Genomic DNA, 14,083 nt, shown 5'->3' on the forward strand with positions numbered 1-14,083 from the left:
ATGGAACAGAGATAAAAATGTACTTTAGTCATTTATTTTTGCATTTTTGACCATTTTCTAGAACATTCATACCACAATCTTGGCAAATTCGTCTGAAAAACGGTGGAGATTTTTTTCGATGGATCGTGTTAGGGTTCTCTCACACCCACATGGAATCTGGTCCTGCGTATGTCGTCCTCACCCAACCTGTCTCTTAGCACTCGGCTGATCAGCAGTCATTCCGACGGCCGCGCAGCACGCCAGACTGCCGCGCCGGTGGTACACCGGGGCTCGACCCTCCTTTTGTCGTCAGCCAGCGAGATTTATGACAAATCGCAACAGACCTACGGACGTGGCGGCCTGACAACGCACACCCTGTTACGCGACATGCTGGCAAAACTGGAAAACGCCGAAGACGTTACCCTTTATCCCTCCGGCCTGGCCGCCATCACCGGTGCTTTGCTGGCCCTGACCAGTGCCGGTGATGAGGTTCTGGCCGTTGACACGGTATATGGCCCGACGCGTCGGTTTCTCGACGGCATGTTGACGCGCCTGGGTGTTACGACCCGCTATTACGCGCCCACCGCGGGCGCAAACGATATCGCTGGTCTTATCACGCCGAAGACCCGCGTGATATTCATGGAGTCGCCCGGTTCCCTGACCTTCGAAATACAGGATGTGCCCGCCATTGCCGCCCTGGCACGCGATGCCGGCGTGTTCACGGTCATCGACAATAGTTATGCCGCCGGTCTTTTGTTCAAACCGCTGGATCACGGCGTCGACGTCAGCGTGCAAGCCCTTACCAAATATGTCTGCGGTCATTCCGATGTCTTCATGGGATGCGCGGCCGCGACCGGTGCCGCGGCTGCCCGGCTCAAGACCGCATATCGGGAAGTCGGCTGGATGGTGTCACCGGACGACGCCTATGCGGCGATCCGCGGCCTGCGTACTTTGCACACACGTATGACACATCATGCAGCTTCCGCCCTGGCTGTCGCCAAGTGGCTTACAGGACAGCCCCAGGTGCGGTCCGTTCTGTGTCCCGCCCTGCCTGATGACGCGAACCACACTCTTTGGGCCCGCGATTTCAGCGGCATAAATGGACTGATCGGTCTGGAGCTCCAGCCCCGGTTCGCGCCGCAGGTCGAGGCCTTCCTCGATCGGCTGTCGGTGTTCGGACTGGGCTATTCGTGGGGCGGCTTCGAAAGCCTTGCCATCAATGCCAACCCCCAATTGACCCAACGTGTTTGCCGCTCCAAGTCCGAGCTCGGACCGCTGATCCGGCTGCATATCGGCCTGGAAAATGTTGACGACCTTATTGCCGATCTTGACCAGGCCCTGGGAAGCCTGAATCTGGGAAGCCTGGTCACAGACCGGGATGCCAGCGCCGCCTGACGCCTAAACCCTCATGTCAATAAATCTAAATTGATCTGGTGGGGATTTTCTATATGTTCAGTGTACCATTTGGAACACTGACGCTACTGAATAATAAAAATGTGTCTGCACGTAACACTAAAAATGGCCGTAAGGTGCGCTCCCAAGTCCCTTACATCCATTGCATTCTAGGTTAAATCTAAGGGGATAACATGTCTTTACGCACCACCTTGCTGACCGCGTCAGCTCTCACCGCCCTCATCGCCGCACCGGTCATGGCCCAATCGGCGACCACTTCCGATACCACCACCGAAGTCATTGTCACCGGTTCGCGCGGCAAGCCTCGCACGGTCACGTCCAGCCCGGCGCCCATCGACATCATCGGCGCAGACCAGATTGGCAAACTGGCCGGCAGCATGCCACTGCGTGACGTCCTGACCCAACTGGTGCCGTCCTATCAGTCTATGTCGGTCGGCAGTTCGTCCCAGGACAGCATTGTCCGCCCGGCCGGTCTGCGCGGCATGTCTGGCGTGCACGTCCTCGTTCTGGTCAACGGACAACGCCGCCACAACAGCTCGCTGATCAATCTCAACTCCGGCAATGTGTCCGCCGGCGCCAATCCGGTGGATATCGACCTGATCCCGGCCAGCGCCATCGACCACATTGAAATCCTGCGTGACGGTGCCGCGGCTCAGTACGGTTCCGACGCCATCGCCGGCGTCATCAACATTATCCTCAAGTCGAACAAGTCCGGCAGCGCTGGCAGCGTGGAAGTCGGCCAGCGCTTCGAAGGTGACGGCACCACGATTTCCGTGCAGGCTTCGCAAGGGTTCGCCTTGCCGCACGATGGCTCGACAACCGTCTCCCTGGCGCTGAAGTCGGCCGACAAGGTCGTGCGAAATTCAGACGTCACCGGTACGTTCTATGACACGATCGGCGGCAAGCCCGACCCGCGCGAAGCCTCGGCCAATCGCCGCACCTATCAGGGCGGCCTGCCCGAGGTGCACAGCCTGGATCTTGTCACCAACACCATTCTTCCGCTGAACGACAATGCGCAGCTCTATGCCGTCACCACAGTTACGACGCGCGATGGCCGCGCGGGCCAGGCCGGCCGCAAGCCCAACGCCAATAGCAATATCACCGCCATCTATCCCAACGGCTTCACGCCCTATTATACGATGAAGGAATATGACTTCCAGGTCTCGACCGGCGTCAAGGGCACCTTCAAGGGCTGGGACAGCAATCTGGGGACCACGTTCGGCCGCGACCATGTGATCAACGGCGCCGACAGTTCCATCAACGCGTCTTTGGGCGCGGCAAGCCCTACCCGCTTTGAAACCTACAGCTCCCAGTTCGATCAGTGGACGACCAATCTCGACCTGACGCGGCATTTCGACGTGTTCGGCGGCAAGGCGCTCCAGGTGTCGACCGGCGCAGAATTCCGTCACGAGAACTACCAGACCCATGCGCTCGACAAGGCAGCCTATGTCAACGGCGGCTACTATTACACCAGCGGCACCAATGCCGGAAAGCCGGCCCTGACGGGGGCTCAAGGTGCCATTATCGTCCTGCCAAGCGACGAAGCCGACATTTCGCGCAATGTTACGGCTGCCTATGTCGATTTGGCGCTTGATGTAACGCCGAAATGGCTGGTTACCGCCGCAGCCCGTTTTGAAACCTATGACGACAGCGCAGGCGATGTCGTCAGCGGCAAGATCTCGACCCGCTACAAGGTCACCGACTGGCTGACGGTCCGTGGCGCCGCCAGCACCGGCTTCCGCGCGCCGTCCCTGGCCCAAATGGGATATGCGCAGACCGGCACCCAGTTCAACCTGGTCGGCACCACCTACCAGCTGATCGAGTCCAAGATCGTCAAGACCGACTCTCCCGTCGGCGTTGCGCTCGGCGCTCAGCCGCTCAAGCCGGAAAAATCGCGCAACTACAGCGGCGGCTTCGCGTTGACGCCCGGCCACGGCTTTACCCTGACCCTCGATGCCTATCAGATCGAGCTTGATGACCGGATACAGCTCACTGGCCTTCTGTCCAGCGCGGGCGTGAAGACGATATTGATCGCCAACGGTTTCTCCGGCAATCAGTATGTCCGATACTTCGCCAACGCCATAGATACGACGACCAAGGGGGTCGATCTTGTGGCGACCTACACACTTGCCACCGCGCGCTTTGGCACCCTTCGCACGACTCTTGGCTATAACCACAACGAAACCGAAATCCGCCACATCGCGGACACGCCGGCCGCCCTGGCGGGCCTGGGCTTGACCCTGTTCGATCGCCAAACCCAGGGCTATATCACCGAACTGCAACCCAAGGACAAGGTGATCCTCGGTGCAGACTGGACCGCCGGAGCTTACGCGGTAAGCATCAAGGAAACCCGGTATGGCGAGTTCAATCTGCTGGGAGCGACCAGCGCCACCGATCAAAAATTCGGCGCCAAGTACATCACCGACCTGGAACTGTCGCGCAAGTTCGGCGACGGCTACCGTTTTGCTATTGGCGCCTATAACCTGCTCGATGTCTATCCGGACAAGAACACGATCGCCAACACCATCGGCAGCTCACCCTATGCGGCCTACTCCCCCTTCGGCGGCTATGGCGGCTACTACTATGCCCGCCTGTCGTGGAAGAAGTAGCCATCGGCTAGGCGTGTAAAGCAGACCTGTAAAGCGTATAGGACAGTGATCAAACGGGGTCACTGTCCCCCTTCCTCCCAAGAGGCCGAGCCATGTCCCTGTCCGTTTTCGTAAATCCGTCGCGCCGCCTGGCATTGGGCATTGCAGCCACCAGCCTTCTGGCGCTGACGGCTCTGAGCGCCACGGCCCAGGCGCAAGTCACGCTCCAGGACCGCAGGCCTGTTCTGAAGGGGATTGAAACGGTTGACGACCCGCGCCGTATTCCCAAAAAACCCGCCGCCGAAAAGGGCCGGATCACTGTCCTGCGGGGCGGACGGGTCTTTGACTCGGTCAGTGCGGCGACACGTCCCGCCACCGTCGTGATCGAAGACAACCATATCCGCGCCATCCTGCCAGCTGGCGCGGCGGATTGGCCGGCCGACGCCCGGATCGTCGATGTGACCGGAGAAACGGTCATGCCGGGCCTGATCGACATGCACGTCCACCTGACCTATCCCGACTCTGACGCCAATATCGACGAACAGGGCAGCGCCGTCGACGGCGCCATGCGCGGCAGCCGTAACCTGCGCTGGATGATCGAATCCGGCTTTACGGCCGTGCGCGATCTCAATGGCATTGGTGAGGCGCCCTACGTGCTGGCGCAATGGAGCGCTGACAATGCCATACCCGCTCCACGCGTCTTCACCGCCGGCCATATCATTACCGGAACGGGCGGCCACGCCACCGAACGCCCCCTCACCCCGACGCATGGCCACGATTATGCGATTGAGGTTGACGGCGCCGATGCCTGGCGCGGCGCGGTCCGCCGGGTTTTCAAGGACGGCGCCAGCGTCATCAAGATCGCCAGCCATTTCGCGCCGGACGAAGTTCAGGCCGCGGTCGATGAAGCGCATCGGCTGGGCCTGAAGGTTACCTGTGACTGCGAGGGCATCTACACCGAAATGGCGGTCAAGGCCGGTATCGACATGATCGAACACCCCCTGCCTCGAACGGACGCCACCATCGCCCTTATGGCCAAAAACCATACGGCCTCAGTGCCGACCTTGCAGGTCTATCAAAACGTCATCGACCGCAATGGCGGCTTCTATGGCTCGACCTCACGCCGCTTTGCCATGACCAGCCAGGACGATTTCGACCTGTTCAAGAAGATGAAGGCGGCGGGCATTGTCATGGGCGTCGGCACGGACACCATCGGCGACGCCAACAAGATGGTCCCGAATGTCTATCTCGCCGAATTGAAATGGTTCGTCAAAGGCGGCTACAGCCTGTCCGATACTCTGAAGGCTGCCACCATCGTCAATGCGCGCCTGCTCGACATGGATGACAAGATCGGCAGCCTGGAAGCGGGCAAGCTGGCGGATATTCTTGTGGTGCGCGGCAACCCGGATCAGTCGCTGGAGGATCTGCAAAAGGTCGACCTGGTGTTTAAGGATGGCATCCTGTTCGTTGAAAATGGCCAGGTGGTGACACCGCGACATGTCGCCCAGCCTCTGCTCAAGCCGTCACCGCCCGAATCCACCAAATAATCTTTTTCTCATGCCGACCGGAGTTGCGTTGTGACATCTGCTGTGCCGACCTCTGAAAGCCCGTCCATCGACAAGCCCCGCCCTTCCAAGACGGCCGTAGCAAAGGCCCTCGGGTCGGCGATGATCGGCAACTGGTTCGAACTGTTCGATTTCATCATCTATGGATACTTCGCTGCGCAGATCGGCCGGGCGATGTTTCCGGCGGCGGACGCCTTGACCTCGATCCTCTCCAGCTTCGCCACCTATGGCGTCGGCTTCGTCATGCGCCCGGTCGGCTCCATCGTTCTGGGCAGTTTGGGCGATCGCTTCGGCCGCAAGGTTTCGCTTATCATCACCATGTTCCTGATGGCCGCATCGACCGGCATAACCGGACTGATCCCCTCCTACGCCCATATCGGCTATGCCGCCCCGATCATCCTGGTGATCTGCCGGCTCTTGCAAGGCTTCGCGGCGGGTGGCGAATGGGGCGGTGCAACCACCTTCATCGTCGAATACGCCCCGCCCAACCGTCGTGGACTGTTCGGCGCGTTGCAGCAACTCAGCACCTCGCTGGCCGTCGTCTCGGCGGTGTTGACCGCCCTCCTGCTCAATCTCGTCCTGCCGGCCGCGTCGGTCGACGCATGGGGTTGGCGTATCCCCTTCCTGCTCGGCTTCCTTGTCGCACCGGTCGGCTTTTATCTGCGCGCCCATGTCGAGGACACGCCCCATTACACCGCCGAAGGCAGTGATGCGCCCGTCCGGCCGCTGCGCGAAGCCCTGGGTCGTCACGGTGGGGCAATCGCCACCATCTTCGGCAGCGTGATCATCTGGACCGTGGCCGGCTATACGTTCGGCGCCTTTCTGGTCAGCTTCGCCATCCGCATTCTCAAGGTGGCGCCGAGTATCGCCTATACCGGCACGCTGGTTGGCGCACTGGCCAACATTCTCGTTATTCCGCTGGCCGGCTTTCTGTCGGACAAGATTGGCCGCAAGCCGTTCCTGATGGCAAGCGCTGGCGGCTTTCTGATCCTGGCCTATCCCCTTTTTGCCTATATGGACCATGCTCGCACCGGGGCGTCGGTCATCCTGACCACCGCGGTGGCGGGGGTCTTCAGCGGCCTGTTCAGCGGTGTCGGCCCGACCTTCCTGTGTGAGCAACTGCCCACCCGTATACGCTACACGGCCCTGTCGATCGGCTATAACGGCGCCGTCATGCTCTTTGGCGGATTTGCACCCTTCATTGCCACCTTACTGGTGCAAAAGACCGGCTCCAATATCGCGCCGGCCCTCTACGTCATGGCGGCAGCCCTTACCTCATTCATCGTTATCGCTTTCACGCCCGATCGTTTCCGGAACCCGTCCCTATGACCCCCATTCCCGCCTTAACCGCAGCGTTTGTCGCCCTGCTCATGGCCACTACGGCGCTTGGTGCCACGGTAAGCCCCCCCGAAGCGGTTCTGGGTCACGTCATGGGCGAAAACCGCTACGTCCCCAATTACAGCGACACGATAAAATACTGGCAGGTTCTGGCCTCCCAGAGCGACCGCATCCGGTTGGTCGATATCGGCCCGACCACGGAAAAGCGACGCCAGATCATGGCCATTGTCTCCTCGCCGGAAAACCTCGCCCTGCTTGACCAGTACAAGGATATTTCCGTCCGTCTCGGCCGGGCCGAAGGCCTGAGCGACGACGCAGCCCGCGATCTGGCCGCGAAGGGCAAATCGATCGTCTGGGTTGATGGTGGCATCCACGCCAGCGAGGTCGAAACCGATCATGCCCTTATTCAGGAGGTCTATGACATCGTATCGAGCGATGATGCTGAGGCGCGGAAAATCCGCGACAATGTCATCGTCCTCTTCGCCGCCGACAATCCCGATGGCCAGGAATATGTCGCCGACTGGTACATGCGTTTCAAGAACCCGGCCGACCGCGAGACCAATTTCGACAGCCTGCCCAAGCTCTACCACCCCTATATCGGCCACGATAACAACCGCGATTTCTACATGGCGGAAATGGCCGAGACGCAGAACATTACCCGTGTCCTGTACCATGACTGGCGACCGCAGATCATTCTCAACCAGCATCAGGTCGGCCCCGCTGGCACGGTGGTCTTCATTCCGCCGTTCCGCGATCCCTTCAACTATAACTACCACCCGCTGGCCATCACCAGCCTGGAAGAGGTCGGCGCGGCGCTCAACAGCCGCTTGCTCTCCGAAGGCAAGGTCGGCGCCGTCACGCGCTCGGACGCCCACTACGACACCTGGACCAACGGCAATCTGCGCACCTCGACCTATTTCCACAATGCTATCGGCCTGCTCGTCGAAATCATCGGCGGCGTAACGCCCGAACCTATCCAGCTTGTGCCCGAACGGCAATTGCCGAAAAACGACCAGCCCGCCCCTGTCGCGCCGCAAATGTGGACCATGGCGCAATCGGTGGCCTATAGCGTGGCGATCAACCGCGCCACCTTGACCTATGCGGCCGCCAATCGCGAAAAGGTGCTCTACAACATCTACCGCATGGGCAAAGACAGCATCGACGCCGGCAATCGCGACAGCTGGACCGTCACACCCGACCGGATCGCCGCCATGCACGCCGCTTCGCTGGCCGCCGGGCAGAAACCGGTGCCGACGCGTACCACCGGCTCCAGCTCCATCGACTCGCGTTTCTACGACGATGTCCTGCACGATCCGGCTTACCGCGACGCCCGCGCCTACATCATCAGCCCCGACCAGCACGATTTCCCGACGGCCGTGCGTTTCCTCAATGCCCTGATCAAGATGGGGGTCACGGTCGAACGCGCCCGGACCGCCTTCACACAAGAGGGCAAGGCCTACCCGGCCGGCAGCTATATCGTCAAGGCAGCGCAGGCCTATCGTCCGCATCTGCGCGATATGTTCGAGCCCCAGGACTATGCCGAGAATTTCGAATATCCCGGCGGCCCGCCCATCCCCCCGGCCGATGCTTCCGGCTATACCCTCGCCTACCAGATGGGCGTCCATTACGACAGAGCGCTCGAAGCCGTAAGCGTGGCCACAGAGACGGTCGACGGCTTACTGAAACCCTATCCGGGTCGCGTTGTGGGTTCGGGCAAGGCCGGCTTCCTGATCAGCCATGCCACCAATAACAGCTTTATCCTGACCAACCGGCTGATGAAGGCGCGGCAACAGGCCTTCTGGCTGAGGGCCCCCACGGCAGTGGGCGACGGCAAACCGGAATCGGGCGCCATCTGGGTACCCAACACGCCGCAGGCCAGCGCCATCGTCCGGTCGGCCAGCGCTGAACTCGGCATCGACGCCTACGCACTCGACACCACCCCCAAATCACCCAAGACCGCGCTGAAGGCGCCGCGGATCGCCCTGGTCGACGTCTATGGCGGCGTCATGCCGTCAGGGTGGACGCGCTGGATCTTCGAACAGTTCGAATTTCCTTACACCATTGTCCATCCTCAGGCGCTCGATCGCGGCCGTCTGAACGCGAAATACGATATCGTCCTGATGTCTGACAGCCTCCTGCCGAACCGTTTCACCAGCAAGGGCGGCGGCATGTTCCGCGGCCGTTTCGAGAACAAGCAGCCCGATCCGTCGCGAATTCCCGCCGAATATCGCGACTGGCTGGGTACAATCACGACGGAAAAAACCATTCCCGCCTTGCAGGATTTTGTGAAAAACGGCGGCGCGCTCATAGCGATTGGCAGTACGTCGCAAGGCATTATCGATGCGTTCGGCCTGCCGGTGCAAAACGGTACGACCCGTGTCGTGGACGGCCAGGAACAGGTCTTGCCGCGCACCCAATTCTATGTGCCCGGTGCGCTTCTAACCGCCACGACCGACACGACCACCCCGCTTGGCTACGGCCTGGAGCCCAAGGTCGATCTGTTCTTCGATTCCAGTCCGGTCTTTCGCCTGAGGCCCGAAGCGACAGACGCGCACACGCCGATCCGCTTCGAAGGCAAGGACATCGTCCACAGCGGCTGGGCGTTGGGCACGGACTATCTTCAGGGCACAGCCGCCGTGGTTGACCTGTCCTATGGCAATGGACGTGTCTTCCTGTTCGGGCCGGAGGTGGCCCTGCGCGCCCAGACCCAGGGCGCTTTCAAACTCATGTTCAATGCGCTCTACGACGGCGCGCTATCGCGTAAGAAGTAACAGATATGCTCAAAACCAGCGTCATTCAGATGAACAGCCGTAACGACAAGGCAGCCAATTTGCGGCAAATCCGCGATCTGGTCACCGCCGCCGTCGAGGCCGATCAGCCGGACTGGATATTGCTACCCGAACACTGCGAATGGCTGGGCGGCGCTTCGGGTGCGGCCGCCGTGGCCGAACCGTCGCGCGGAGGTGACACCTACCGCCTGTTACAGGATCTCGCCCGCACCCATAAGGTCTGGATCCACGGCGGCTCCTTTTACGAACAGTCCGCCATTCCCGGAAAGGCCTACAACACCACGGTCGTCTTCGACCGCGCCGGCAACGAAGTCGCCCGCTATCGCAAGATACATCTGTTCGATGTCACGACCGCCGACGGCGCGCAATATCACGAATCCGCCACCGTGCTGCGCGGCGACGATATCGTCACCTATACTTGCGAAGGCCTTCGGGTCGGGTGCGCCATCTGCTACGATCTGCGTTTCCCCGAGTTGTTCCAAGCGCTGATGAAACGCGGCGCCGATCTGATCGCCCTGCCGGCCGCGTTTACTCAGCTTACCGGCCAGGACCATTGGGAGCCGCTGATCCGCGCCCGCGCCATCGAAACCGAAACCTGGTTCCTGGCGGCGGCGCAATGGGGCGGCTACGACACGCCTGCCGGTCCGCGCCAATCGTTCGGCCAATCGATGATTGTCGATCCGTGGGGTCGTGTCGTCGCCCGCGCCGCCGAAGGCACCGGTTTTGTCAGCGCGCCGATCGACATGGCTCTGTCCGACCGCGTGCGCCAACAGATCCCGGTGGGGCAAAACAAGATATTACATACGGCGGACACGCTATGACCAAACGCCGCCACGCCCTGCAAGACTTGACCTGGGTCGAGTTCGCTGAGCGCCTTCAAACCGACCGCCCGGTTATTCTTCTCCCCCTTGGCTCACAGGAAGAACAGGGGCCGCACGCCCCCATGGGTGACTATGTCGTCGCCGAGCGCATCGCCCTGGCCGCCGCCGAACGGGCGGACGCCGTCTGCGCACCGGTCTTGCCCTTCGGCTATGCCGAATTCTTCCGCGGTATGGCCGGAGGCATTCAACTCAGGGCCGACACGTTCAGCCGTGTGCTGGAAGACATGCTGACCGCCTTTCTGGATCATGACATCGTCCATATTGTCATCTGCAATGGCCACTCGACCAATGCGCCGCTGATCGCCGACGTGACGCACAAAATCCGCCGGCAATGGGGCGTTGTGGTGCCCAGCCTGAACCTGTGGCGGCTGATGCCGGACCCCGTCTGGCAGGATATTCACGGCGCCAACGCGCCTCAGGCGCGTGGCCACGGTGCCGATCCGCTGACCTCGGTCGCCATGCACCTGACGCCCGACCTGATGCGTCCGGACCTGCTGAGTGCGGCGGAACGTAAGACCGCATTCGGCTTGCCCATCACCGGCCAGTTTAGCAACTTGCTGTTTCAAGGTAGTCAGATCGATGTGCCACTCGATGTGACCCAGGTGGCGCCGGACGGCGTCGGCGGCGGCGATGCCCGCCTCAGCACAGCCGCCGCCGGGGCGGCGATGACCGAGTGGCTGACGGCCTATGTGGCGGACTTCCTGACGCATTTCAAAACCTGCGATCCGAAGATGCCGAATGGATAGATATCAGATCCACCCGATGCCGACACAGGCGCCCGCCGATCTGGTGACGCGCCTGTCGCGTCTGCATACCTCGACCTTCGGTCACACGCACCTGTGGGGGTTCTGCCGACGCGATATCCGTCCCTTAACCGCTGCCAGTGCCGTAGCGGGTACGGCGGTCACCGTGGCCCTGCCCGGCCCCGACTCCACTCTGCTTCATCAGATGCTGGCACAGGTGCGGCCCGGCGACGTGGTGATGATCGACCGCCTGCACGACGACCTCTACGCCTGTATTGGCGGAATTGTCGCACTGGCCATGAAGCGCGCCGGGGTGACCGCTGTTGTCGTCGACGGTCCCATCACGGACACAGCCGAGATCCTGGCGGTCGGGCTGCCGGTATGGAGCCGAGGCGTCAGTGCGCTTACGACGCGCCGCCTGAACCTCGGTGGCCGCCTCAACACACCCGTCAGCATTAGCGGCGCCGTCGTTACACCGGGCGACCTCGTCCTGTGCGACGCTGACGGGGTTTTCATACTGCCCGCCGCCGACGCCAAAGCTGCGATAGATCACGCCGAGGCGCGCGAAGCCTGGGAATCACGGATCGTCGCCGAAGTGGCCAGTGGCCGCGATCTGGCCGACGCCCTCAAGGCCTGCCCGCCACGCTGACCGTTTTTTTGTCTTCCATGTACAGGACACACCCCATGGACAAGTCTTATCCCGATATCACCCGCAATCTCTCCGCCAACCTCAAGCACCTGCGTAAGGAAATACCCGAGGTGACACAGGCCTTTTCAGGCCTTGCGGGCGCCGCCCTGCGTGACGGCGCACTTGACAAGAAAACGAAGGAGCTGATTGCGCTCGGTATCGGCATCAGCACACGCTGCGACGGCTGCATCGGCTTCCACACTGAGGCCCTCATAAAACTCGGCGTCACGCGCGATGAGTTTCGCGACGTGGTCGGCCTAGCCATCTATATGGGCGGTGGACCGTCCTTGATGTATGCGGCAGACGCTATGGCGGCTTTCGAACAGTATTCCGCCATCGCGGATTGATCGGGCATACGCTTTTTTGTTGACCGCAGGCCCGGCGCAATGACAGCCTGATACCGCTCCGAAGACAGGATTCCTGAAACGCGCCGATGAAAACGCCTGCTGTACAGCCCCGCAAAAAGTCCACACCCGCCAGTAATGCGCGGATCAATGATCCGGAGCGCACAAAAGAAGACATCCTGGAGATCGCGACACACGCCTTCGCCCGCGATGGCCTGACGGGCAGCCGTATCAACGACATCGGCGGACTGACGGCGGCCAGCAAGCGTATGATCTACTACTATTTTGAGAACAAGGAAGGCCTTTACCGGGCCGTTCTTGAGCGGTGCTACGCCGACATCCGCTCGCGCGAAGAAGCCATCGGTGTCGAGGACTTGCCGCCTGAAGAGGCATTGGCCCAACTGGTACGCCTGAAGTTCACCTACCATATGGAACATCCGGAGTTCGTTCGCCTCGTCATGGTCGAGAATATTCATCAGGGCGAGCACATGCGGTATCTGAAAGAAGCCAGGACACGGGGTCTGTTTGCCCTTCAGCAACTCACGCGGATTTTGCAACGCGGGGCGGACAGTGGCGTGTTTCGCAAGGACGTGCGTCCGATCGACGTGCATACCTCGATCAGCGCGCTCTGTTTCTACAACGTGTCGAACCGATGGACCGTCGCACACCTGCTTGAGCACGACATGGGAGATGTGACTCACGCCGCCAGCCGTAGGGAAGCGGTTGTCGACGAAATCCTGCGCTTGTGCCGCCTGAAGGTATAGTAGGCTATAGGCGTGCTCATGCTGGAAGGCCTGGCGCGAAAGACGGCGCATCCCCATATTCGAGACGTCGCGGATCATTTTCCCTTTCCTGGAATCGCCACCCCCCGCCCGCGCCAGTCCCATGCCTGCAATGACGATCGATTTTTTACGGCGCGTTATCGTAGAGCTGTGCGGTGAACGAACAGCGCTGACCCTCTGACGACAAGCCCCCAATCTGGCTCGATTCAGGCTTTAGGCTCCGCGACTTTAGAGCCCTTTGTGAGTCCTATACGTCATGACAGTCCTACCTTCCCGCCCCGGATCCCCAGTTGTCCCAACGCCGATCCGCGCAGACTGGATAGCAGGCCCGGAGCCGCATTATCCGACAGCTTCCGCGCGCAACGCCGACCTCGTCATTCATATTCTTGCCATTACGCTCGCACTCGTTGGCGGAGGGGTGGCCATAGGTCTTGCGGTCAGCCATGGCGTGGTGGGACGTGTCGCCGCCGTATCTATCTACGCGATGGGCTTATTGGCCATGCTGTCTTTTTCAGCCGCCTACAATTTCGCGCACGCGCGATGGCAACCCTATCTGTATCGCGTCGACCATGCCGGCATATTCCTTATGATCGCCGCCAGTTACACGCCATTCACCACACAATTGCTCCATGGAGTCTGGAGCATAGCCATGACCGCCGTCGTTTGGAGCCTCGCCACCGCCGGAGTACTCGCCAGGCTGTTTTTACCCCGCATCGGCGACTTGGCTATCACCGGATTTTATATGGTCCTTGGCTGGGTCATTCTGGTCGCTATCAAACCTCTCGTCCATGCGACCCCCCTCCCCGCTTTGATCCTGCTGGCGACGGGCGGGGTGCTCTATACACTGGGCGCGGTCCTGTTCATGCTGAAACACCACAAATTCCGGCGCGCCATATGGCACGGACACGTTTTGGCTGGCGCGGCCGCCCATTATGCTGCCATCATGATCGGGGTGGTGTCGGTTGCCGGTTGA

11 protein-coding genes are annotated in these 14,083 nt (G+C 61.0%); all 11 read left to right on the forward strand.

What is annotated here, in order from left to right:
- The first annotated feature begins 168 nt into the window (after window positions 1–168).
- Entirely contained in the window at window positions 169–1,374 is a 1,206-nt protein-coding gene (gene metC / locus RCJ00_RS08305) for a cystathionine beta-lyase (RefSeq protein WP_316221334.1), read from the forward strand.
- Between the two features lie 191 nt (window positions 1,375–1,565).
- The gene (locus RCJ00_RS08310) at window positions 1,566–4,001 is read left to right on the forward strand and encodes a TonB-dependent receptor plug domain-containing protein (protein ID WP_316221335.1); all 2,436 of its coding nucleotides are present in this window, start codon (window positions 1,566–1,568) and stop codon (window positions 3,999–4,001) included.
- Between the two features lie 92 nt (window positions 4,002–4,093).
- Window positions 4,094–5,527 carry an amidohydrolase family protein gene (locus tag RCJ00_RS08315; protein WP_316221336.1) on the forward strand — a complete coding sequence of 478 codons (1,434 nt, stop codon included), beginning with the start codon at window positions 4,094–4,096 and terminating at the stop codon, window positions 5,525–5,527.
- 30 nt (window positions 5,528–5,557) lie between these two features.
- Window positions 5,558–6,874, forward strand: a complete 1,317-nt coding sequence (locus RCJ00_RS08320; RefSeq protein WP_316221337.1) for an MFS transporter — start codon at window positions 5,558–5,560, stop codon at window positions 6,872–6,874.
- Entirely contained in the window at window positions 6,871–9,654 is a 2,784-nt protein-coding gene (locus tag RCJ00_RS08325; protein ID WP_316221338.1) for a M14 family metallopeptidase, read from the forward strand. Before RCJ00_RS08320 ends, RCJ00_RS08325 begins: the two co-directional genes overlap by 4 nt.
- 5 nt (window positions 9,655–9,659) lie before the next feature.
- Window positions 9,660–10,493, forward strand: a complete 834-nt coding sequence (locus tag RCJ00_RS08330) for a carbon-nitrogen hydrolase family protein (RefSeq protein ID WP_316221339.1) — start codon at window positions 9,660–9,662, stop codon at window positions 10,491–10,493.
- Entirely contained in the window at window positions 10,490–11,299 is an 810-nt protein-coding gene (locus RCJ00_RS08335) for a creatininase family protein (protein WP_316221340.1), read from the forward strand. Before RCJ00_RS08330 ends, RCJ00_RS08335 begins: the two co-directional genes overlap by 4 nt.
- A complete protein-coding gene (locus RCJ00_RS08340) occupies window positions 11,292–11,945 on the forward strand; it encodes an RraA family protein (RefSeq protein ID WP_316221341.1) in 654 nt (217 codons plus the stop codon). Before RCJ00_RS08335 ends, RCJ00_RS08340 begins: the two co-directional genes overlap by 8 nt.
- A gap of 35 nt (window positions 11,946–11,980) precedes the next feature.
- A complete protein-coding gene (locus tag RCJ00_RS08345) occupies window positions 11,981–12,331 on the forward strand; it encodes a carboxymuconolactone decarboxylase family protein (protein WP_316221342.1) in 351 nt (116 codons plus the stop codon).
- Window positions 12,332–12,417: 86 nt separating this feature from the next.
- On the forward strand, window positions 12,418–13,092 hold the full coding sequence (locus RCJ00_RS08350; RefSeq protein ID WP_316221343.1) for a TetR/AcrR family transcriptional regulator: 675 nt from the start codon (window positions 12,418–12,420) through the stop codon (window positions 13,090–13,092).
- Window positions 13,093–13,366: 274 nt separating this feature from the next.
- Window positions 13,367–14,083, forward strand: a complete 717-nt coding sequence (gene trhA / locus RCJ00_RS08355; protein ID WP_316221344.1) for a PAQR family membrane homeostasis protein TrhA — start codon at window positions 13,367–13,369, stop codon at window positions 14,081–14,083.

It is taken from the genome of Asticcacaulis aquihabitans, assembly GCF_032490435.1.
GTDB lineage: Bacteria > Pseudomonadota > Alphaproteobacteria > Caulobacterales > Caulobacteraceae > Asticcacaulis.

What these genes read in the sequence shown, in the direction of transcription:
- metC (WP_316221334.1), top strand. Translation starts at nt 169, where the DNA reads ATGTCGTCCTCACCCAACCTGTCTCTTAGCACTCGGCTGATCAGCAGT.
- RCJ00_RS08310 (WP_316221335.1), top strand. Translation starts at nt 1,566, where the DNA reads ATGTCTTTACGCACCACCTTGCTGACCGCGTCAGCTCTCACCGCCCTC.
- RCJ00_RS08315 (WP_316221336.1), top strand. Translation starts at nt 4,094, where the DNA reads ATGTCCCTGTCCGTTTTCGTAAATCCGTCGCGCCGCCTGGCATTGGGC.
- RCJ00_RS08325 (WP_316221338.1), top strand. Translation starts at nt 6,871, where the DNA reads ATGACCCCCATTCCCGCCTTAACCGCAGCGTTTGTCGCCCTGCTCATG.
- RCJ00_RS08330 (WP_316221339.1), top strand. Translation starts at nt 9,660, where the DNA reads ATGCTCAAAACCAGCGTCATTCAGATGAACAGCCGTAACGACAAGGCA.
- RCJ00_RS08335 (WP_316221340.1), top strand. Translation starts at nt 10,490, where the DNA reads ATGACCAAACGCCGCCACGCCCTGCAAGACTTGACCTGGGTCGAGTTC.
- RCJ00_RS08340 (WP_316221341.1), top strand. Translation starts at nt 11,292, where the DNA reads ATGGATAGATATCAGATCCACCCGATGCCGACACAGGCGCCCGCCGAT.
- RCJ00_RS08345 (WP_316221342.1), top strand. Translation starts at nt 11,981, where the DNA reads ATGGACAAGTCTTATCCCGATATCACCCGCAATCTCTCCGCCAACCTC.
- RCJ00_RS08350 (WP_316221343.1), top strand. Translation starts at nt 12,418, where the DNA reads ATGAAAACGCCTGCTGTACAGCCCCGCAAAAAGTCCACACCCGCCAGT.
- trhA (WP_316221344.1), top strand. Translation starts at nt 13,367, where the DNA reads ATGACAGTCCTACCTTCCCGCCCCGGATCCCCAGTTGTCCCAACGCCG.